At 72.8% G+C, this 20281-nt stretch carries 18 protein-coding genes; 11 read left to right on the forward strand and 7 right to left on the reverse strand.

The genetic code is table 11. The features are described from left to right. Window positions 1-3117 (forward strand): NHLP bacteriocin export ABC transporter permease/ATPase subunit, encoded by a 3117-nt coding sequence (locus tag ACIPAE_RS10820; RefSeq protein ID WP_402444332.1) that lies wholly within the window; start codon window positions 1-3, stop codon window positions 3115-3117. A 78-nt stretch (window positions 3118-3195) separates the two neighbouring features. On the opposite strand, the gene ACIPAE_RS10825 is transcribed toward ACIPAE_RS10820, so the two are convergent. Further along, entirely contained in the window at window positions 3196-3495 is a 300-nt protein-coding gene (locus ACIPAE_RS10825) for a putative quinol monooxygenase (RefSeq protein WP_402444334.1), read from the reverse strand. A 113-nt stretch (window positions 3496-3608) separates the two neighbouring features. Here ACIPAE_RS10825 and ACIPAE_RS10830 point away from each other — a divergent pair, with 113 nt between their 5' ends. Further along, on the forward strand, window positions 3609-4568 hold the full coding sequence (locus tag ACIPAE_RS10830) for a GlxA family transcriptional regulator (RefSeq protein ID WP_402444336.1): 960 nt from the start codon (window positions 3609-3611) through the stop codon (window positions 4566-4568). A 275-nt stretch (window positions 4569-4843) separates the two neighbouring features. Beyond that, entirely contained in the window at window positions 4844-6793 is a 1950-nt protein-coding gene (locus ACIPAE_RS10835) for a YncE family protein (RefSeq protein WP_402444338.1), read from the forward strand. Between the two features lie 186 nt (window positions 6794-6979). Here the strand turns inward: ACIPAE_RS10835 and ACIPAE_RS10840 are convergent, their stop codons facing one another. Next, a complete protein-coding gene (locus ACIPAE_RS10840; RefSeq protein WP_402444340.1) occupies window positions 6980-7435 on the reverse strand; it encodes a DUF5990 family protein in 456 nt (151 codons plus the stop codon). Window positions 7436-7599: 164 nt separating this feature from the next. Between ACIPAE_RS10840 and ACIPAE_RS10845 the strand changes: the two genes are divergently transcribed. Together ACIPAE_RS10845 and ACIPAE_RS10850 are read left to right on the forward strand one after the other, a co-directional pair. Continuing rightward, on the forward strand, window positions 7600-8145 hold the full coding sequence (locus ACIPAE_RS10845) for an AAA family ATPase (RefSeq protein WP_402444342.1): 546 nt from the start codon (window positions 7600-7602) through the stop codon (window positions 8143-8145). A gap of 217 nt (window positions 8146-8362) precedes the next feature. Continuing rightward, a complete protein-coding gene (locus tag ACIPAE_RS10850; protein ID WP_328466053.1) occupies window positions 8363-8896 on the forward strand; it encodes a DUF2231 domain-containing protein in 534 nt (177 codons plus the stop codon). Window positions 8897-8992: 96 nt separating this feature from the next. On the opposite strand, the gene ACIPAE_RS10855 is transcribed toward ACIPAE_RS10850, so the two are convergent. Next, on the reverse strand, window positions 8993-10447 hold the full coding sequence (locus ACIPAE_RS10855) for a sensor histidine kinase (RefSeq protein ID WP_402444344.1): 1455 nt from the start codon (window positions 10445-10447) through the stop codon (window positions 8993-8995). After that, the gene (locus ACIPAE_RS10860) at window positions 10444-11187 is read right to left on the reverse strand and encodes a response regulator transcription factor (protein ID WP_328466049.1); all 744 of its coding nucleotides are present in this window, start codon (window positions 11185-11187) and stop codon (window positions 10444-10446) included. Before ACIPAE_RS10860 ends, ACIPAE_RS10855 begins: the two co-directional genes overlap by 4 nt. A gap of 171 nt (window positions 11188-11358) precedes the next feature. Between ACIPAE_RS10860 and ACIPAE_RS10865 the strand changes: the two genes are divergently transcribed. The 3 genes from ACIPAE_RS10865 to ACIPAE_RS10875 are packed head-to-tail and all read left to right on the forward strand — an operon-like array spanning window position 11359 to window position 13986. After that, on the forward strand, window positions 11359-12726 hold the full coding sequence (locus ACIPAE_RS10865; RefSeq protein WP_402444346.1) for a ferric reductase-like transmembrane domain-containing protein: 1368 nt from the start codon (window positions 11359-11361) through the stop codon (window positions 12724-12726). A 7-nt stretch (window positions 12727-12733) separates the two neighbouring features. Beyond that, window positions 12734-13240 carry an FMN-binding protein gene (locus ACIPAE_RS10870; protein ID WP_402444348.1) on the forward strand — a complete coding sequence of 169 codons (507 nt, stop codon included), beginning with the start codon at window positions 12734-12736 and terminating at the stop codon, window positions 13238-13240. A 2-nt stretch (window positions 13241-13242) separates the two neighbouring features. Beyond that, window positions 13243-13986 carry an FAD:protein FMN transferase gene (locus tag ACIPAE_RS10875; protein ID WP_329367497.1) on the forward strand — a complete coding sequence of 248 codons (744 nt, stop codon included), beginning with the start codon at window positions 13243-13245 and terminating at the stop codon, window positions 13984-13986. Between the two features lie 253 nt (window positions 13987-14239). On the opposite strand, the gene ACIPAE_RS10880 is transcribed toward ACIPAE_RS10875, so the two are convergent. After that, on the reverse strand, window positions 14240-14665 hold the full coding sequence (locus ACIPAE_RS10880) for an arsenate reductase ArsC (RefSeq protein ID WP_329367499.1): 426 nt from the start codon (window positions 14663-14665) through the stop codon (window positions 14240-14242). A gap of 105 nt (window positions 14666-14770) precedes the next feature. On the opposite strand from ACIPAE_RS10880, the gene ACIPAE_RS10885 reads away from it, so the two are divergent. Together ACIPAE_RS10885 and arsB are read left to right on the forward strand one after the other, a co-directional pair. After that, window positions 14771-15079, forward strand: coding sequence for a metalloregulator ArsR/SmtB family transcription factor (locus tag ACIPAE_RS10885; RefSeq protein ID WP_329367501.1), 309 nt, complete (start codon window positions 14771-14773; stop codon window positions 15077-15079). Continuing rightward, window positions 15076-16200 (forward strand): ACR3 family arsenite efflux transporter, encoded by a 1125-nt coding sequence (gene arsB, locus ACIPAE_RS10890; protein WP_402444351.1) that lies wholly within the window; start codon window positions 15076-15078, stop codon window positions 16198-16200. Before ACIPAE_RS10885 ends, arsB begins: the two co-directional genes overlap by 4 nt. 66 nt (window positions 16201-16266) lie before the next feature. On the opposite strand, the gene ACIPAE_RS10895 is transcribed toward arsB, so the two are convergent. Then, window positions 16267-16632: a metalloregulator ArsR/SmtB family transcription factor gene (locus tag ACIPAE_RS10895; protein ID WP_329367503.1), complete on the reverse strand. Its 366-nt coding sequence runs from the start codon at window positions 16630-16632 to the stop codon at window positions 16267-16269. A gap of 111 nt (window positions 16633-16743) precedes the next feature. Between ACIPAE_RS10895 and ACIPAE_RS10900 the strand changes: the two genes are divergently transcribed. Then, complete coding sequence (locus ACIPAE_RS10900) at window positions 16744-18165, forward strand: NAD(P)-binding domain-containing protein (protein WP_402444353.1); 1422 nt, start codon at window positions 16744-16746, stop codon at window positions 18163-18165. A gap of 107 nt (window positions 18166-18272) precedes the next feature. Here ACIPAE_RS10900 and ACIPAE_RS10905 read toward each other — a convergent pair whose 3' ends face one another. Continuing rightward, on the reverse strand, window positions 18273-20159 hold the full coding sequence (locus ACIPAE_RS10905; RefSeq protein ID WP_402444355.1) for a phospholipase C: 1887 nt from the start codon (window positions 20157-20159) through the stop codon (window positions 18273-18275). Window positions 20160-20281 lie beyond the last annotated feature (122 nt).

Consider the following 20281-nt stretch of genomic DNA (forward strand, 5'->3'; position numbering starts at 1 on the left):
GTGACCTCCGTGCACCCGCCGCTGACCGGCGGCGCGGGTCCCGGTGACCCGGTACTGGACGCCATGGGCGGGCTGGGCCGGCCGGTCCCCCCGGCCGGCCGGCGCAGCCTGTCGCTGGAGGGCCCGCACGTGCTGTGGCTGGTCGCGCGCGGGGCGATGGACCTGTTCGCGGTCGACGCGGCGCGGCAGGGCCGCTGGCACTTCCTCGGCCGGCTCCGCACCGGGACCCTGCTGCTCGGCCCGGCCGACGGCCCGCAACACACCCTCGTGGCAAGGCCGTTGGAGGACTGCGTTCTGCACCGCATCTCGCTGCGCGAACTGTTCGGCACCGGCTACGGCGATCAGCCCGCGCAGGGCGGCGGTTACGGCGACGGCTCGGCATACGGTTCGGCGTACGGTTCGGCGTACGGCGACGGCTCGGCGTACGGCGACGGCTCGGCGTACGGCGACGGGTGGGCCGAGAGCAGCCAGGCGTGGGGCGGCGGCCCGCTGGAGAACGCGTTCGCCCGCGGCATCGGGCGCGGCCTGAGCGTCCTGTTCGACGCACCCGTGGAAGGCCGCCCGGCCCCGGGCAGCGCACCTGGCGCGGGCCGGCCCGGTGACCGGGCCGAGGAGAGCGGCTCGCCCGACGACGGCATCCTGTGGATGCCGGTGGCCCCGGGCAGCGTCCAGTACGCCTACGGGGACGGGTACGGGCAGGGGCACGCCGACGCCTACGGGACCGCGAACGGCGGACCGTACGCGACCGCGAACGGCGCACCGTACCAAGGCGGTTACGGCGGGGAGCCGGGCGGGGACCTGCTCGTCGACGGCGGGATGTGGCGGCGGATGGTCGAGCAGCAGACCCGGTTGCTGTTCGCCCTCGACCGCTGGATCGAGCAGTCGGAGCAGGCGCACGAGGACCGGGCGGCGGCCGGGATCAAGGCCGGCGAGGAGGTGCGCGAGCAGGCGGACCACACCCTGCTCGCGTCGATCGGCAAGCCCGGTGCCGGCAGGTCGGGTCCCGGCCGGGCGGCCGGAAGCCGCGGACCCGCGGGCGACGACGGCACCCTCGCCGCCTGCCGCCTGGTCGCCGACGCGGCCGGGATCGACCTCGGGCCGGCCGTGGACGGCGGCCCGGGACCGGAGGGCGCGGACGCCGCCGACCGGATGAGCGCGGTCGAGCGGATCGCGGTGCGCGCCCGGCTGCGCACCCGTCCCGTACAGCTCAACGGCCGCTGGTGGCGGGAGAACTCCGGTCCCCTGGTGGGACATCGGGCCGCCAGCGGCGCCCCGGTCGCCCTGCTTTGGCGGCGCGGCGGCTACGAGGCGGTGACCCCGGCCACCGGGCGCCGCGCGAGGATCGGCAGCGCCAACGCGGCCGAATTCGCCCCCCGGGCCGTCATGTTCTACCGGCCGTTGCCCGAAGAGCCGCTGTCCGCACGCCGGTTGCTCGGCTTCTGCCTGCGCGGCACCGGCGCGGACCTGCGCGCCCTGCTGCTGGGCGGGCTGGTCGCGGTCGGCCTCGGCGCGCTGGTGCCGATCGCGACCGGCCGGGTGCTCGGCGAGTACGTCCCGAACGCCGAGAACAGCCTGATCGTCCAGACCGCGCTGGCGATCGTGGCCACCACCGTGGTCTCCACCGCGTTCATGCTGATGCAGAACACCGCCATCCTGCGGGTCGAGGGCCGGGTCGAGGCCACCCTGCAACCCGCGGTCTGGGACCGGTTGCTGAGGCTGCCGACCCGGTTCTTCGCCGAACGCTCCACCGGGGAACTGGCGAGCGCGGCCATGGGCATCAGCGCGATCCGCCGGGTGCTGTCGGGCATCAGCTCCGTGATCGTGCAGGCCGGCACGGTCGGTGCGGTCAACCTCGTCCTGCTGCTGTGGTACAGCGTGCCGCTGACGCTGGTGGCCGTCGCCCTGCTGCTCGTGGTCGGCGCGGTGTTCCTCGGCCTGGGGCTGGCCCAACTGCGCTGGCAGCGCAAGCTGGTCGTGCTCACCAACAAGCTCAACAACCTGGCCTTCCAGACGCTGCGCGGCCTGCCGAAACTGCGGGTCTCGGCGGCGGAGAGCTTCGCCTACGGCGCCTGGGCAGGGGAGTTCGCCCACAGCCGGGAGCTGCAACAGCGGGTCGGCCGGACGAAGAACCTCATCACCGTCTTCAACTCGGTGTGCCTGCCGTTCTGCACGCTCACCATGTTCATGCTGCTCGCGGGCCCGGCCCGCGGTGCCCTGTCGGCCGGCGCCTTCCTCACCTTCAACACCGCGGTGACGATGATGCTGACCTCCGTGACGCAGCTGACCGGCGCACTGCTGTCCGCCGCCGCCGTGCTGCCGCTCTTCGAGCAGGTCAAGCCGATCCTCGAAGCGGCTCCCGAAGTACGCGGCGGCAGCACGCAGCCCGGCGCGCTGTCCGGCGCGATCGAGGCGCGGAACCTCACCTTCCGGTACGCCGACGACGCGCCGCTGGTCCTGGACGATGTGTCCTTCCGGGTCAGGCCGGGCGAGTTCACCGCGATCGTGGGGGCCAGCGGCTGCGGCAAGTCGACGCTGCTGCGGCTGCTCATCGGCTTCGACCGGCCGGTCTCCGGCGGCGTGCACTACGACGGGCAGGACCTCGCCGCCCTCGACCAGTCGGCGCTGCGCCGGCAGTGCGGGGTGGTCCTGCAGAACGCGCAGCCGTTCACCGGCTCGATCCTCGACTGCATCCGCGGCGCCGGGGCGTACACCCTCGAAGAGGCGTGGCAGGCTGCCCGACTCGCCGGGCTGGCCGAGGACATCAAGCGGATGCCGATGGGGATGCACACCGTGCTCTCGGACGGCGGCGGCGCCGTCTCGGGCGGGCAGCGGCAGCGGCTGATGATCGCCCAGGCGCTGATCCGCCGGCCCCGCATCCTCTTCTTCGACGAGGCCACCAGCGCGCTCGACAACGAGACCCAGGGCGTCGTGATGGAGAGCACCCGCGCGCTGCGGGCCACCCGGGTCGTGATCGCCCACCGGCTGTCCACGATCATGGACGCCGACCGGGTGATCGTGATGGCCGACGGCCGCGTGGCCCAGCAGGGACCGCCGGCCGAACTGCTCGCCGACACCGGCGGCCTGTTCCACCGGCTGGTCCGCCGCCAGCTGCACTGAGCGCGCGACCGCGTCCCGAGATCCGGGCGGCGCCGTGCCAGGCGAACCGTCGGCACGTTGCGCGCCCCCGGCGGCGGTTCAGGGGAGCTTGACCGCCAGCAGGTCCGTCCGGTGGACCTCCGGGGCGGCCGCGAACATCCTCGGGCCGATCTCCTTCAGGACGTCGGCGATCTTTCCGTCGAAGTGCGCGGCGCGGCCCTCCTCGTCGTCGAAGGTGTCGAAGATCCCGAACACGGTCGGGCCCTCCTTGAAGGCGAACCAGGTGACCGTGCCCTGCTCGGCGCGGGCCAGCTCCAGGGCGTCCCGGAGCGCGGCCTCCACCTCGGCGGCGCGGTCGGGCCTGGCCTCGATCCGGAGCCGGAATCCCACCTGCGACATGTGCTGCTCCCACCTCGTCGAATCCGGTCGGCGACCGCCGGCCACCACGACGCTAGGCGCCGCGCCCACGGGCCGGCAGTGGCGGACGCGGCACATTCGCTACCGTTTCCGTCATGCGCGTCGCCGTGCTCGTCCTCGACGGGGTCTTCGACTCGGGCCTGGCCGCCCTCCTCGACATCGTGCACTGCGCCAATACGCTGCGGACCCGGCTGCCCCAGCCGCCGCCCACCTGGCAGCTGACCACGGTCGGCTTCACCCGCACCGTACGCACGGGCGCGGGACACCGCGTCACCGCGGCGCCCGTCGCGCAGGCCGAGGAGTGCGACCTGCTGCTGATCCCCGGCGTGGCCGAGCGGCGCCCCGACGAGCTGGTGGCCCACCTGTCCGGCCCGCGTACGGCCCCCGCGCGGGAGCTGATCGTCCGGGCCCGCGCCCGGCGCACCCCGATCGCCACCGCCTGCGCCGGAAGCTTCCTCCTCGCCGAGGCGGGCGTCCTGGACGGCCTGCGCGCCACCACCACCTGGTGGCTCGCGCCGCTGTTCCGCCGCCGATACCCGCGGGTGACGCTCGACCAGCGGCAGATGGTGACCAGTTGCGACGGCATCACGACCGCCGGCGCGGCCTTCGGCCACATCGACCTGGGGCTGACCCTGATCCGCCGGCGCAGTCCCGCGCTCAGCGACCTGGTCGCCAACTACCTCGTCATCGACGAACGGCCCTCCCAGGCCGCCCACACCATGCCGGGCACCCTCGCCGCGTGCGACCCCACCGTCGCCGCGTTCGAGCACTGGGCCCGCGCCCACCTCGACCAGCCGCTCAGCGTCAAGGACGCCGCCGCCGCGATCGGGGTCAGCGAACGCACCCTGCAACGCACCACCCGGGCCGTCCTCGGCCTCTCACCCGTCCGCTTCGTCCAGGACCTTCGCGTCGAACAGGCCACCCACCTCCTCCGCACCACCGACCAGACGATCGAGACCATCGCCCGCCGCGTCGGCTACGAGAGCGCCAACACCCTCCGCGTGCTGCTCCGCGACCGCACCGGCAAATCCGCCACCCAGCACCGCCCCAGCTGACCCCACCTCCCCCCTGCCACCCGCGAACAACCCGGAACACCCACCAAGCGGTAGGGCCGTCGCAGGTGAGCGGGCGGCGTCGTACCTGATCGGTGGCGGCCGCTCCGCGTGGAGAGGGGAAATCCGGAGCTGGCTGTCGTCACCGTGACGTAGTATCCGGGCCTCAGCCCGAGCTGCGCGGTGGCTGCCGAGGGGGCGGGAGCATCCGCGCCCCACCGCCCTACCGCGCCGGGCTCCACCTGCTTTTTTGCTGTCCACCCTGGGGGGCCACACCTGTGCGTACGCGCAGTTCATCCATAGCGACTGCCACCGCGGTCCTGCTCGGTTCGGTGGTGCTCGGCTTCGGTGCCGCGGCACCCGTGTCGGCGACGTCGGCTCCCGCCGTCACCGTCACCTCGGACGGCGGCATCGCAGCCGACGGCCCGCTGAACCGGGTCTTCGTCGCAGACCACACCGCCGGCACCGTCTACGCCGCCGACCCGAACGGGACGAAACTCGGTTCGCTCACCGGCATCCCCGGCGTCTCCGGCCTGGCCGTCTCCACCGACGGCTCGACCCTGTACGCCGCAGCGTCCGCCTCACACGAGATCGTGGCCATCGACGCGGCCACGCTCGCCGTCGAGGCCCGCTATCCGGTCGACACCAACAAGGGGCCGACGTACGTGGCCTTCGCCGGGGACAAGCTCTGGTTCAGCTACGGCGACCAGTGGGCCGCCGGCCTGGGCTCCGTCGACCCTTCCGGCACCGTGACGGTGGGGCAGACCCCGCAGAACCTGCTGTGGAATCCGGAGGCGCTGAGCGCAAGCCCGACTGATCCGAACCTGCTGACTGCCCTCACCGAGGGCTTGTCGCCGTGCACGGTGACCGTGTTCGACGTCTCCAGCGGGACGCCGCAGACTGTGGCTGATGTGACCCCCCACGGCGGGCCCGTGGAGATCGCCGAGGACGTCGATCTCATCCCCGGCGGCGGGCTGTTGCTCAACGGCACCTACCGCATGAGCTATACCCAGAGCAACTGGACCCAGACCGGCGCGTACCCCAACACCGCCGCGGAGAGCGGCGACATCTCTCCCCACGGCATGGTCGCCCAGGTCGAGGGCGGCACGGTGCGGATCTACCGGCCCGAGGGCACCCAGCCGATCCACACCTATGCCACCAACGCCCAGACGGTCGACGCGGTCTGGGCACCGGACGAGTCGCGCGTCTACGCCCTGGAGGGCGCCTACAGCAGCAACAGCGGCTCGCCGACCAGCTACACCCTCAAGATTCTCACCGACCCGACACGCAACGTGCCGACCGTGTCGGTGAAGGCCCCCACCAGTGCGCCACGTGCCAAAAAGCTCACCGTCACCGGCAAGATCAGCGCGACGGTGCCGCTCACGGCCGGCGTCAAACTGCGGGTGACCCGCACCGACCTGGACAGCCCGAAGGGCAAGGCGCTGCCCTCGGTCACCACCGGCTCCGGCGGCACGTTCAGCTTCACCGACACCCCGCCGGCCGGCGGCACGGTGACCTACACGGTCGCGTACGCGGGTGACGTCACGCACACCGCCGTCAGCACCTCGGCCAAGGTCGCGGTCTCCCGCACCACGCCCAAGCTGACCGTCAGCAACAACGGCAAGCACTACAACTATGGCAAGAAGGTCAGTTACACGGTCCACCTCGGCTCGGAGTACAAGAACCGCACGGTGGCGGTCTACGGCGACCCGTACGGCGCCGACGAGGGCAAGCGGCTACTGAAGAGCGGCAAGGTCAGCTCCGCCGGCAACCTTTCGGTATCGGTGACCATGAACCGCAACTGGACCCTCAGTGCCGTCTACGCGGGCGACGACCGCACCGCCTCGAAGACGGTCACCACCCACGTGTACGCCTATGCTCGCGTCTCGACGGCGCTCTCGAAGCAGTACCAGACCGCGAAGATCGGGTCCACCACCTACGCGTACTACCACAAGAAGACCGCGCCGGTGCTCACCACCAGCATGAACTACCACAAGGGCCGCAAGGTGCGGCTCGACCTGCAGCTCTACTACGGCGGCGCCTGGTACACCTCCGACTCCGAGTACTTCGCGCTCGCCTCCAACGGCAAGGTGGCGGTGAACCTGGGTGCCCCGGGCAAGTCCGGTCTCCGAGCCCGAATCCGGGCGGTCTACGTGGAGAACGGCTCCGGCGACAACGTGAACGCCACCACGTACGGCAGCTGGAAGTACATGGACTTCACCAGCTGACCTCCCACCAGAGGGGAGCGGCCCCCGCGCGGCACGTCACCACCACGCCCGGGGGCCGCTCCAAGTACGTGACGGACCATCAAGCGCGGTGTCGAGGAAGCCGGCGGCTCCAGGGGGCGCGTTCCTCCTCGACGAGCGCGCTCAACTCATCGTGCGCGGAGCCGATTTCGTCTCCGATCGGCGCGGTCAGGGAGCCGACCACTCGATCAAGGGCGGCCCGACAGCGGCGCACAACGGGTTGCCCCGTACGTCGGTGAGCCCCAGCCTCCCGACCAGCGCGCCCCGCGCGACGGCCGATTCGAGGACCTCGCGATCCACGCCGTTGAACAGCAGCTTCGCCCGCCGGAACATCGCGAAGCCGCGGGCCGGCTCGACCGTCCCCCAGGACAGGTAGACGAATCGGCCCCCGGGCCGGCCCTGCACATACGGCCCGCGCAGGTCCCATCCACCCGCGACCGCCGTGGCCGTGACCTCCAACTCCCACACCACCGACGGCGCGTCCCCCGACACCAGGCCGAGCAGCTCACCCGGGTGCCCCCGGCGCTGCACACCGACATGAACGTTCTGGTACCCCGACGGAGCATCCGGCGACGGCCCGCACTCCCGCCCCGGCAGTTCCCGCCCCTCGATCCGCACCAGCATCACCCCATCATCCGCCTCCCGACACCTCGCCGGCCGGGAAGACCGTCACGCGTCGTCCGTGCCGGGCTGTCCGTCGGCGTGCGACCCCCGCCGGTGAACTCGCGCACCTGGTGATGCTCGGGGGCTTCGCCCGGCCACGGGCGGTGTCGGTGCAGGCCGTTAGCGTGGCGGGGGTGAGGACGGGGAGCGTGGATACGGTTCTGGTCGTGGTGCGGGGCAACAGCGCGTCGGGGAAGTCGTCGGTCGCGGCGGGGCTGCGAGCGGGGTTCGGGCGGGGGCTGGCGATCGTCGGGCAGGACAACCTGCGGCGTACGGTGCTGCGGGAGTGGGACCGGCCGGGTGCGTCGAACGTCGGCCTGATCGGCGTGGTGGCGCGTTACGCGCTGGACCACGGCTTTCACGTGGTCGTGGAGGGCATCCTGTACGCCGAGCACTACGGCGCGATGCTGGCCGAGTTGATGTCCGACCACCGCGGCGCGACCCACGCGTACTACCTGGACGTGCCGTTCGAGGAGACGCTGCGCCGGCACGCGACGAAGCCGCAGGAGGGGGAGTACGGCGAGGCGGAGATGCGCGGCTGGTACCGCGCGGCCGACCTGCTGCCCGGCGGCGTCGAAACGGTCATCGGCGCGGACAGCGCTCTGACGGCGAGCGTCGAACGGATTCTGCGCGAGACGGGCCTGGGCAGGTGGGCGGCCGGGGAACGGTGAGGGCGGCCGCCCCGACAGCGGCTGCCGGATGTACGAGTCCGCCAACCGCCCCGTCCTCGACGGGTCGCGTCACGCGTCGCGCTCGGTATCGCCTCTCGGTCCGTGGTTCAGAAGGAGCTGAGAAGTTGGCGTGGAAGGCTGCGATCTCCTTCCGAGCGACGTGGGCCGGCGACTGCCGCTGCTCGCCGCGCTCGTCACCTTCCGTGGAGAAACGCCCATGAGCCTGACGCACATAGACGGACTGCCGGCGCACATCCTGTTCGTGCACTTCGTGGTGGTGCTGGTGCCGTTGACGGCGCTGGCCGCGGTGGTGTGCGCGGTGCAGCCCAGGTACGCCCGGCGCTTGGGGCTGGTGCTTCCGCTGCTGGGGCTGGTGACGTTGGGGCTCGTGCCGGTCACCACGCACGCGGGTGAGTGGTTGCAGTCCCGGGTGGGCAACGACCCGCTCATCCGCAAGCACACGGAGTTGGGCGACGGTCTGCTGCCCTGGGCGATCGGTCTGTTCCTGGTGACGCTCGGGGTGTGGTGGCTGGGGCGGCGCCTTGCGCGGCCCGTGGAGGCGGCGGCGGACGGCCCCGCGGCCGGTGGCGCGCGGTGGAGGTCGCCGGCGTCGCTGCGTACGGTGGCCGCGGTGCTGGCCGTCGTCGTGTCCGCCGGTGCCGTCGTGGACGTCTACCGGATCGGGGAGTCCGGCGCGAAGGCGGCCTGGCACGACAACTACGACAAGTCCGCCGGTGGCCAGCACGGCTGACGGTATGTCAGAGCGGGCGTTGGTGCCGGACGACGGTGCCGCGCCACCGGACTTCCCGGTATCACCCGGCACCCCGGCGTCCCAGGCACCCCGCCGTCACCCGGCACCCGCGCGGCGCCCGGGCAGAGAGACGGTGAACGAGGTTCGGCCCGGCCGGCTGCGTACCTCCGCGGTGCCCCCATGCGCGGTGGCGACCGCCTGCACGATCGCCAGGCCGAGACCGGCTCCGTGGCCCTGGGCCCCGGGGCGGGTGTGGTCGGCGCGGGCGAAGCGCTCGAAGACCGTGTCGAGGATGTCCGCGGGGATGCCGGGACCGTCGTCCTCGACCACGAGGCGGGTGCTCGCCCGGTCCTGGCGGAGCCGGACGGTGACGCGGGTGCCGGCGGGCGTGTGCTGGTGGGCGTTGGCCAGCAGGTTTCCGGTGATCTGCTGGAGCCGCAGCGGGTCCCCGGTGGTCGTGATCGGGGCCTCCGGCAGGTCGAGGACCCAGCGGTGGTCGGGCCCCGTGGCGCGCGCGTCGTCGACGGCGTCCAGGACGAGCCGGGTGAGGTCGACCGGGTCGCGGGCCAGTGGCCGGCCGGCGTCGAGGCGGGCGAGCAGCAGCAGGTCGTCGACCATGCCACCCATCCGGACCGACTCGGCGGTGATCCGTTCCAGCGCGCGCGCCACCCCGGGCGGGACGGGTTCCGGGTGGAGGCGGGCCAGTTCGGCGTGGCCGCGGATGGCGGCGACGGGAGTGCGCAGCTCGTGGCTGGCGTCGGCGGCGAACCGGCGCAGCCGCTCCTCGCTGGCGTGCCGCCTGCCCAGCGCGTTCTCGACATGGCCGAGCATCCGGTTGAGCGCGATGCCGACCTGCCCGACCTCGGTACGCGGGTCGGTGTCCGGTACCCGGTCGGGCAGGGCCACCTCGCCGCTGGCCAGCGGCAGCGCGGTCACCGAGGCCGCGGTGGCGGCGACCCGGCGCAGCGGCCGCAGGGACCAGCGCACCCAGAACGCCCCGGCCGCGCCCGCGACCAGCAGCGCGCCGCCGAAGACGGCGCCCTCCACCGCCACCAGGCGCGTCACCGCGTCCTCCACCCCGCTGAGCGGCAGCCCGGTCACCAGGACGTCCCCGTCGTCGCCGTCGACGGCCTTCACCAGGTAGTCGTCCAGGGCCGACAGCTCCAGCCGGTGGCTGCGGCCGTCGACCGGGACCGCGGCGATGGCCGCCTTGTCGCCGGCCGTCAGGGTCACGGACGTGTCGGCCCCCGACCGTACGATGCCGGCCGCGGTGACCTTTCCGTGCAGGAGCCGGGCGCCGAACGTACCGGGTGCCTGGCGGCGGGTGTCCACGTGCGCGTTGTCGGCGTCCGGCTCGCCCGGCCCGCGGTGTTCGAGGCTGGCCGGGAACGTCCCGCCGGCCTGGGTGAGCTGCTGGTCCAGCCGGTCGGTGAGGAAGGAGCGCAGCGTGAGGACGGCCGCGATCCCCACCGCGGCGCAGCTCACCGCGAGGAGCACCACCAGGCCGCAGATGAGCCGGGCCCGCAGCGTGCGCGGCAGCAGCCGCCTCACTGCGGCGCGGCTTTCAGCACGTAGCCCGCTCCCCGCACGGTGTGGATCATCGGCTCCCGGCCGGCATCGATCTTCCGGCGCAGGTAGCTGATGTAGAGCTCCACCACGTGGGCCTGGCCGCCGAAGTCGTACGACCACACCTGGTCGAGGATCTGCGGCTTGCTCAGCACCCGGCGCGGGTTGCGCATGAGGTACCGCAGGAGCTCGAACTCCGTCGGCGACAGGTCGATCGCCTCCCCGCCGCGGGTGACCTCCCGCGCGTCCTCGTCGATCGTGAGGTCGCCGACCACCAGCAGCGCCGCGTCGTCGCGCTCCCGGGTCATCCCGGCGCGGCGCAGCAGGCCGCGCAGCCGGGCGAGGACCTCCTCCAGGCTGAACGGCTTGGTGACGTAGTCGTCGCCGCCGGCGGTGATGCCCGCGATCCGGTCCTCGACGGAGTCCCGCGCGGTGAGGAAGAGCACGCACACGTCGGGACGGGCCGCCCGCAGGCCACGCAGCGCGGTCAGCCCGTTGCCGTCGGGCAGCATGATGTCGAGGACGACCGCGTCGGGCTGGAAGTCCCTGCCCTCGGCGAGGGCGGTCGCGAGGTCGCCCGCGGTACGCACCTGCCAGCCCTCGTAGCGCAGCACACCGGCCAGCACCTCGGTGAGGTCGGGCTCGTCGTCGACCACGAGCACCCGGACCGGTGAGCCGTCGGGCCTGGTGAGGGGCGCGGGCTGAACGCGCGGGGCGAATTCCATGGTCCGTCCAGCATCCCCCGGCGCGGCGGTGGCGTGGCGCACCACTTCCTCTGAATCGGCTCTGAACCTTCTCAATCCGCTGTGACTCCCGCCCCGGAACGCGGTCTCAGAGCTGGTTGAGAGGTTTCCCCCGCACAGTGGCCGTGCAGGGCGAAGGAAAGGACATTCCGTATGACCACCACCTACGGTCCGCGCCAGGCGCGGCACGCGGTGGCACCGCCAGGGCGGCGGCGCTCCCCGGCGGGACCGGTGCTCGCCCTCGGCTGGGCGGGCGCGGCCGCGGTCCTGGCGCTGTGGTGGCAGGACACCGGCGCCGTCGTCGGCACCGCGGACTGGCTGATCGGCGCGGGCCGGATCGCCGGACTGCTCTGCGGCTACACCTGCGTGCTGCTGGTCGGCCTGATGGCGCGGGTCCCCGTACTGGAACAGGGCGTGGGCAGCGACCGGGTGGCCCGCTGGCATGCCGCGCTGGGCCGCTACACGGTGTGCCTGCTGCTCGCGCACGTCACCTTGATCCTGTGGGGCTACGCGGTGCAGGCCCACACCGGCGTGGTCGGCGAGACCACGACGGTCGTCCTGACCTATCCCGACATGCTCAAGGGCACCATCGGCGGGGCGCTGCTGATCGCCGTCGGCGTGGTCTCCGCCCGGGCGGTACGCCGCAGGGTCCGCTACGAGACCTGGTACTACCTGCACCTGCTGACCTACCTGGCGGTCTTCCTCGCCTTCTGGCACCAGCTCGCCCTCGGCGCGGACTTCTCCTCCCACCCCCTGGCCCGCGGCTTCTGGTACGCGCTGTACGGGGCGGCCGGCGCGGCCGTGCTCTGGTACCGGGTCGCGGCGCCGCTGCGGCTGAACCTGCGGCACCGGCTCCGGGTGGCACAGGTGGTCCAGGAGACGCCGGAGGTGGTGTCGGTGATCGTGCGCGGCGAGCGGCTGCCGCAACTGGCCGCCCGGCCGGGGCAGTTCCTGCGCTGGCGCTTCCTGGCCCCCGGGCTGTGGTGGACCGCCAGCCCCTACTCGCTGTCCACGGCGCCGCGGCCGGACCTGCTGCGTATCACCGTCAAGGCGGTGGGCGACCACAGCGCGGCACTCGCCCGGCTGCGGCCCGGTACCCGGATCTGGGCCGAAGGGCCGTACGGCGCGCTGACCGCGGACCGCAGGACCCGGCAGAAGGTGCTGCTGCTCGCCGGCGGGGTCGGGGTGACGCCGCTGCGGGCCCTGTTCGAGTCGCTGCCCGCGCGGCCCGGCGACCTGACCCTGATCTACCGGGCCCGCACGGCCGGGGACCTGGCGCTGCGCGGCGAGCTGGAGGCGATAGCCCGTTCCCGCGGTGCCCGCCTGCACTACCTGCTCAACGAAGCCGACGGCCGCAGCCCGCGGCTGACCGCCGACTTCCTGGGCGCCGCCGTCCCCGACGTCGCCGAGCACGACGTCTACCTGTGCGGACCGCCCGGCATGGCCCGCGCGTCGTACGAGGCGCTGCGCACCGCCGGGGTACCGGCCCGCCACATCCACCACGAGTCGTTCGAACTGTGAGGCGCCCGTGAACAGCCTCGCCGGCCGCCCGTCGCGGCGGGTCCTGCTCAGCACGCTGGTGACCGTCAGCGGTGTGCTGCTCCTGCTCGGTCTCAAGCCGCACACGACAGCGGGGGCGGCCGCTGCGGCCGGAGCACCCGGTGCGGCCGGTGCGGGCGGGGCGGCCACCCCACCCGCCGTCCCCGCCCCGTCCGCCTCCGCGACCGCGCCCTCCGCGGGCTCGGGCGGCACGACGGGGACCCGCACCGTGCAGGGCGACACGATCCAGACCCGTTACGGGCCCGTACAGCTCCGGGTCACCCTGAACGCCGGCAGGATCACCGCCGTGTCCGCCGTCCAGGTGCCGGACAGCGGGCCCCGGGACCAGGAGATCACCGGCTTCGCCGTACCCCAGCTCACGCGGGAGGCGATCGCCGCGCAGAGCGCGCACATCGACACCGTCTCGGGGGCGACCTACACCAGCGAGGGCTACATCCAGTCCCTGCAAAGCGCCCTGGACAAGGCGGGGAGCTGACGATGGCGGACGACGGCGCCCGGCTGCGCAGGGTCGAGCACACCATGGGCACGGTCTTCTCCTTCGACGTCCGCGGCGCGGGACCGCGCGCCGCCGCGGCCCTCGAAGCCGCGGTGGCGTGGCTGCACCACGTGGACGAGACGTTCTCGACGTACCGGCCCGCGAGCCAGATCAGCCGGCTGGCGGCCGGGACGCTGGCGCTGTCGGCCTGTTCGCCCGAGGTGTGGGAAGTGCTCCGGCTCTGCGAGGCCGCCGAACGCCGCAGCGACGGCTGGTTCAGCGCGCGGTACGCGGGCGACTTCGACCCCACCGGACTGGTCAAGGGATGGGCGGTGGAACGGGCCGCCGCGATGGTCTCCTCCGCCGGCGCCGACGCGGTGTGCGTCAACGGCGGCGGCGACGTGCAGGTGCACGGCGGCCCCTGGCGGATCGGGGTGAGCGACCCGCTGCGCAGGGGCGCACTGGCCACCGTCGTGCACGCCGACGGCGAACTCGCCGTCGCCACCTCCGGCCCCGCCGAACGCGGCTGCCACATCGTCGACCCGGCGACCGGCCGCCCGCCGGCCGCCGCGCTCGCCTCGCTGACCGTGGTCTGCCGCGGCCTGACCGACGCCGACACGTACGCCACGGCCGGCTACGCCATGGGCGAGAGCGCCCGCGCCTGGCTGGGGTCCCTGCCCGACACCCGGTCCTTCGCGGTCACCGCGGACGGCAGCACGTGGAGCACCGGCGGGTCCGGCGACTGATCCCCCACCCGCGCGTCCCGTTCCCCCACCCGCGCATTCCGCCGGCAGCCCGCCGCACCGCGGACGGCAGCACGTGGAGCACCGTCGGGTCCGGCGACTGATCCTGCACCCGCGCTTCCCGTTCCCCCACCCGCGCTTCACCGCTCCCCACCCGCGCATTCCGCCGGCAGCCCGCCGCACCGCCGCCGGCAGCCCGCCGCACCGTCGACGGGAAGGCGCCGCAGGCCGTCCCGCTTCGGCGGTCAGCCGGTGATCATGCGGCCGCTTCCGGGGCGATCTCCTCGATCAACCCCTCGACCAGGGTCCTGATCTCGTCGCGGATCGGACGGACGGCCTCGACGCCCTGCCCGGCCGGGTCCGCCAACTTCCAGTCGAGGTAGCGCTTGCCGGGGAAGACCGGGCAGGTGTCGCCGCAGCCCATGGTGACGCACACGTCCGACTCCCGTACCGCGTCGCTGGTGAGGATCTTGGGGGTCGCGCCGGAGATGTCGATGCCGACTTCCTTCATGGCCTCGACGGCGGCGGGGTTGACCGCGTCGCCGGGCGCGGAGCCGGCGGAGCGGACCTCGACGCGGTCGCCGGCCAGGTGGGCCAGCCAGGCGGCGGCCATCTGGGAGCGGCCGGCGTTGTGGACGCAGACGAACAGCACGGACGGCTTGGGGCCGGGCGTCTCGGTCATGGAAGGCTCCTTCGTCTCGTGGGCGGCACCGCGGCACCGCTGCACCGCCGCACCGACATCAGCGACCGCTGGTATCAGCAAGCAATGATGTGAAAGTATCAGTGCATGCTGACTTCAGTCGATGCTGATGTGATCCGGGTGCTGGGCGATCCGCTCCGCCTGCGGATCGTGACCCTCCTGGCGCGCGAGACGCTGTGCACGACGCACCTGGTCGAGGAGACCGGGGCCAAACAGACCAACCTGTCCAACCACATGAAGGTGCTGCGCGAGGCCGGTCTGGTGGAGACCGAGCCCTGCGGCCGGTTCACCTACTACAAGCTCAAGCCCGAGGTCCTGGCCGGACTGTCGGAGCAGTTCGCGCGGCTCGCCGCGTCCGCCGTCGCCGCCGGGCAGAACAAGAGGTCCTGCCCGTGACCACCGCGGAACCCGCCACGCCCGCCGCCGACGGCGGTGCTCCGGTGGCCGCCGGGACCGGCTCCGTGGTGAGGAGGCTCTCCGCCCTGGACCGCTACCTGGCGGTGTGGATCGTGATCGCCATGGCCGTCGGCATCGGCTTGGGCCGGGCGATCCCCGGCCTGAACAGCGCCCTGGCCAAGGTGGAGATCGGCGGGGTGTCCCTGCCGATCGCGATCGGGCTGCTGGTCATGATGTACCCGGTGCTGGCGAAGGTCCGCTACGACCGCCTCGACCGGGTCACCGGCGACCGCAAGCTCATGGCGTCCTCCCTGGTCGTCAACTGGATCGTCGGACCCGCGGTGATGTTCGCCCTCGCGTGGTCGTGCCTGCCGGACCTGCCCGCCTACCGCACCGGCCTGATCATCGTCGGCCTGGCCCGCTGCATCGCCATGGTCGTCATCTGGAACGACCTCGCCTGCGGCGACCGCGAAGCCGCCGCCGTGCTGGTCGCGCTCAACTCCGTCTTCCAGGTCGTCGCCTTCAGTCTGCTGGGCTGGCTCTACCTCGACGCGCTGCCCCGGTGGCTCGGCCTGGGCGACGGCCAGGGCCTGGACGTACCGGTGTGGAAGATCGCGGTCAACGTCGCGGTCTTCCTCGGGGTGCCGCTGCTGGCCGGGTTCCTCACCCGCCGCGTCGGCGAGCGGAGGATGGGCCGCGACGCCTACGAGGCCGGGTTCCTGCCGAGGATCGGGCCGTGGGCGCTGTACGGGCTGCTGTTCACGATCGTCATCCTCTTCGCCCTCCAGGGCAGGACGATCACCCGCGAGCCCGGCGACGTGGCCCGCATCGCGCTGCCGCTGCTCGCCTACTTCGCCGTCATGTTCTTCGGCACGTTCGCGCTCGGCAAGAGCCTCGGGCTGCCCTACGACCGCACCGCCACGCTGGCGTTCACCGCGGCCGGCAACAACTTCGAACTGGCCATCGCGGTCGCCATCGCGACCTTCGGCGTCACCTCCGGCCAGGCCCTGTCCGGCGTCGTCGGCCCGCTTATCGAGGTCCCGGTCCTCATCGGACTGGTCCATGTCGCTCTCGCCCGGCGGGAGAAGTTCGGAGCCGGGGAGACGGCGACCGCGCCGTGACCCGCGGGCCTCTTGACCGGGCCTCTTGACCCGCGGGCCCCTCGGCCCCCACGGGGCGGCTCCGCGTCAGGAACGCAGATCGAGCAACGCGGACATGCCCGCCACCACCGACGGCTCGACGGTGTAGTACACCCACGTGCCGCGTCGCTCCGAAGTGAGAAGTCCGGCCTCGCGGAGCTTCTTCAGGTGGTGGGAGACGGTCGGCTGGGAGACCCCGACGTCCTGGATGTCGCACACGCACGCCTCGCCACCCGGGTGCGACGCGATCTTCGAGAACAGCCGCAGCCGTACGGGGTCGGACAGCGCCTTGAACATCGCGGCCATCTTCTCCGCATCGGCGGCCGACAGCTCGCCCGCGGTGATCGGCGGGCAGCACGGCACCGCCGGGGCGTCCTGGAGGACCGGCAGCTCGACCATCCCAGAGTTCGACATGTGTCTATGTTGACACCCATCAATAAGAGAGGCAACCTTCGGTATATCGACGGACATCGAAACAGCGGCTCCGGTCTCCGCACCGGGTCGCGCTGGAAGAAGGGCACAGTCATGCCAGCACCCGCCACCACCGAGCTGCCGGTCGTCGTCATCGGCGCCGGCCCCATCGGGCTCGCCGCGGCCGCCCACCTGGTCGACCGCGGCCTGACCCCGCTGGTCCTGGAGCGCGGCCCGGCCGCCGCGGACGCGGTACGCGGCTGGTCCCACGTGCGGCTGTTCTCCACCTGGGCCGAGCTGACCGACCCCGCGGCCGAGAAGCTGCTCACCCCCGCCGGCTGGGCGAAGCCGGACCCGGGCACGTATCCGACCGGCGGAGACTGGACCGGGCGCTACCTGCAACCGCTCGCCGATCTCCTCGGCGACGCGGTGCGCTACGGCGCGACCGTCACCGGCGTCTCCCGCCTCGGCCGGGACCGGATCGTGGACGCCGACCGTGACAGCCGGCCCTTCACCGTCCACTACGCCCTCGCCGACGGAACGGAGGAGCGGGTGCTCGCCCGCGCGGTGATCGACGCCTCCGGCACCTGGTCCCTCCCCTCGCCCGCGGGTGCCAACGGCCTGCCGGCCCTCGGCGAGCACGCGGCGGCCGACCGCATCTCCTACCGCGTCCCCGACCTCGGCGACCCGGCCGTCCGGGCCCGGTACGCGGGCAGGCGCACCGCGGTCATCGGCTCCGGCGCCTCCGCCTTCACCGCCCTGGCCTCGCTCGCCGATCTGGCGAAGGCCGGCGACGGGCCGGGCACGCACGCGGTGTGGGTGCTCCGCCGCGGCATCTCCGGCTCGACCTTCGGCGGCGGCAGCGCCGACCAGCTCCCCGCCCGCGGCGCTCTCGGCCTCGCCGCCAAGGCCGCGGTCGACCACGGCCACGCGGACGCCGTCACCGGATTCCGCACCGAAGCGATCGAACGCGACGCCGACGGCAGGCTGGTCGTGATCGGCGACGACGGGCAGCGCCTGGAGCCGGTGGACGAGGCGATCGTCCTGACCGGCCTGCGGCCGGACCTGGGCTTCCTGTCCGAACTGCGCCTCGGCCTGGACGAACGCCTCCAGGCCCCGCTCGCGCTCGCGCCCCTCATCGACCCCAACCAGCACTCCTGCGGGACCGTCTACCCCCACGGCCACCGCGAACTGTCCCACCCCGAGACCGGCGTCTACCTGGTCGGCATGAAGTCCTACGGCCGCGCCCCGACGTTCCTGGCGATGACCGGCTACGAGCAGGTCCGCTCGGTCGTCGCCGCCCTCGCCGGCGACCTCGAATCCGCCGATCGGGTCGAACTCACCCTCCCCGAAACCGGGGTGTGCGGCGGCGCCGGCCTCTTCGACGACCCCGCCGCCGAGCAGGGCGGCGGATGCTGCGTGCCCGCGCCCGTCGCACAGTTGGTGCAGATCGGCGCCTCCGCCCCGGCGTCCGCCGAGGGCGAGGAGGGGCCGGCGGCCGGCTGCTGCGGCTCACGGCTCACGGTTGGCGGCTGACGGCTGACGGCTGACGGCTGACGGTTGAGCACCGACGCCTCGCTGACGACGCGGAAGGGCCGCCCCGGCGGTGCGCCGGGGCGGCCCTTGGGTGACGGTGCCTCGGATCAGGACGTGGTGCGCGCGTGACGGTGGCGCAGGGCGAGGTACAGCCCGCCGCCGCCGACCAGCAGCACACCGGCGGTGATCCCGAGCGGCAGGGCAGCCGAGCCGCTCCCGGGCCCCGCGAAGTCCTGGGTGGCGGCCGAGCCGCCGCCGGTTCCGGCCGACGCGGAGTTCGCGGCAGCCTCCACCGCGGCCGAGCGGTGCAGGTGCCGGACGGACTTCACCGAGCCGTCGCTGTTGAGCAGCACCTGGCGGTCGTTCGGGTGCTTGAAGTCGAATGCGCCGGTGAGGTTGCCCGCGCGGGTGTCGAAGGACGCGTCGCCGATCCGGCCCGCGTGCCAGTTGTCCTCGATGAAGCGGGTGATCGAGGCCTGCTCGGTGCGGGTGTGGTCGACCGCGTCGACCTTGCTGTAGGGGGAGACGACCAGCAGCGGCTGGCGGGTGCCGGGGCCGCAGCGGTCGGCGTAGCCGCCCATGGCGGCCGGACCCCCCTGGCATGCCGGGCTGTCCAGGGACTTGCCGTTGGAGCCGGCCGTGGTGTCCTTCGAGCCGTTGGCCACCTTGGCGTAGGCGTGGTCGTACCAGCCGTCGGAGTCGTCGTAGGCGATGACGACCGCGGTGTCCTGCCACTGCGGGGAGGACTGGATGGCGTTGATCTCACTGACCAGGAAGTGCTGCTCGTCGATCGGGTCGGAGTAGCCCGCGTGGCCGTCCTGGTAGGAGGCGGCCTTCAGGAAGCTCACGGCCGGCAGCCTGCCCGCCGAGAGGGCGGCGGAGAAGTCGGTGAGGTCGTAGTTGTGGTTCGCCTGGCCGTTGTGGCCGATCTCGGCCACGTTCTTCGGCGGCAGGTGGTGCGGGTTCGCCGTCGACTTGTAGTACTGGAACGGGTCGTGGTGCGCGCTGTAGTCGACCGAGGCCGCGCCGCCGACGTTGGGGTGCGTGGTGCCCTGGCAGTCGGCGTAGTCGCTCTGCTTGCCGTCCCACGCGGTGGAGGGGCGGAAGCCGCCCTGGAACCAGCCCCAGGACACGTCCTTGGCGTTGAGCAGGTCGCCGATGTTCTTGCCGGTCAGCGCCGCCAGCGCGTTGGTGCTGGTGTGGCTGTTGTCGGCGCAGTCGTCGTAGGCCGGGTCCGGGTCGTTGATCATGGTGCCGACGCCCTTGGCGTCCGGCGAGACGACTGCATACGGGTCGGGGGTGGCGGTCTGCTTCGGGTTCTCGGTGCCGGTCGACGGGTCCATGGAGATCACGCCGTGCGTCTGGCCGGAGACGAGTTCGATCGCGCCGGGGGTGGACGGGCCGTACGCCGAGCTGTAGGAGTTGTCGCCGAGCGTGTAGTGCTGGGCGTAGTTCCACAGCGCGGTGACGGTGTTGCCGTCGTAGTAGTCCATCACCAGTCCGGGTTCGCCGAAGAGATTGCCCGAGCACTTGCTGGTCTCGGTGTTCTCCACGTACGCGTCGGACTTGCCGTTGTCGGCCGCGTACTGCTCCGGGCCGTAGGAGTGGTTCTGGTCGCAGGTGACGGCCTGGGACGGGCTCAGCCGGGTCGGCGGGTACTGGTTCGGGTTCTTCGTCAGCAGCCCCGCGTGGCGGGCGGTGTCGATGTCCTTGGGCGTGTGCCGGTCGGCCGTGAACGGGGTGCCGTCGGTGTTCGCCGCCACTGGATACGCGCCGAAGTAGTGGTCGAACGACTCGTTCTCGTCGTAGATGACGACCACGTGCTTGATCGGAGTGGCGGTCGCGCCGCCGCCCCCGTGGTGAGCCGTGTCGGCCCCGGCCGGCGCGGCTCCGCCCAGCAGTACGAGCGCTGCCGATCCCGCCAATGCCCCCCAGCGCGCCGCTCGTAGCCGCGAGCTCCCTGGTCTTCTGGTCGTACCGCTCGTCCCACGCATACCTGGTCAGCCTCCGCAGTGTGGTGCTCTTCGGCGTGCCGTCGATGAATGTTCACCTGCTGTACATGATCGTCCCATTGGGAGGAGCATGACAATCCCCCGGCGCGCCGCGTGTCCCCGCC

Origin of the sequence: Streptomyces sp. NPDC087270, from assembly GCF_044744625.1 — a bacterium.
Classification (GTDB): domain Bacteria; phylum Actinomycetota; class Actinomycetes; order Streptomycetales; family Streptomycetaceae; genus Actinacidiphila.

What these genes read in the sequence shown, in the direction of transcription:
- ACIPAE_RS10825 (WP_402444334.1), bottom strand. Translation starts at nt 3,495, where the DNA reads ATGTCGCAGGTGGGATTCCGGCTCCGGATCGAGGCCAGGCCCGACCGC.
- ACIPAE_RS10830 (WP_402444336.1), top strand. Translation starts at nt 3,609, where the DNA reads ATGCGCGTCGCCGTGCTCGTCCTCGACGGGGTCTTCGACTCGGGCCTG.
- ACIPAE_RS10840 (WP_402444340.1), bottom strand. Translation starts at nt 7,435, where the DNA reads ATGCTGGTGCGGATCGAGGGGCGGGAACTGCCGGGGCGGGAGTGCGGG.
- ACIPAE_RS10850 (WP_328466053.1), top strand. Translation starts at nt 8,363, where the DNA reads ATGAGCCTGACGCACATAGACGGACTGCCGGCGCACATCCTGTTCGTG.
- ACIPAE_RS10860 (WP_328466049.1), bottom strand. Translation starts at nt 11,187, where the DNA reads ATGGAATTCGCCCCGCGCGTTCAGCCCGCGCCCCTCACCAGGCCCGAC.
- ACIPAE_RS10865 (WP_402444346.1), top strand. Translation starts at nt 11,359, where the DNA reads ATGACCACCACCTACGGTCCGCGCCAGGCGCGGCACGCGGTGGCACCG.
- ACIPAE_RS10875 (WP_329367497.1), top strand. Translation starts at nt 13,243, where the DNA reads ATGGCGGACGACGGCGCCCGGCTGCGCAGGGTCGAGCACACCATGGGC.
- ACIPAE_RS10880 (WP_329367499.1), bottom strand. Translation starts at nt 14,665, where the DNA reads ATGACCGAGACGCCCGGCCCCAAGCCGTCCGTGCTGTTCGTCTGCGTC.
- ACIPAE_RS10885 (WP_329367501.1), top strand. Translation starts at nt 14,771, where the DNA reads ATGCTGACTTCAGTCGATGCTGATGTGATCCGGGTGCTGGGCGATCCG.
- ACIPAE_RS10895 (WP_329367503.1), bottom strand. Translation starts at nt 16,632, where the DNA reads ATGTCGAACTCTGGGATGGTCGAGCTGCCGGTCCTCCAGGACGCCCCG.
- ACIPAE_RS10900 (WP_402444353.1), top strand. Translation starts at nt 16,744, where the DNA reads ATGCCAGCACCCGCCACCACCGAGCTGCCGGTCGTCGTCATCGGCGCC.
- ACIPAE_RS10905 (WP_402444355.1), bottom strand. Translation starts at nt 20,159, where the DNA reads ATGCGTGGGACGAGCGGTACGACCAGAAGACCAGGGAGCTCGCGGCTA.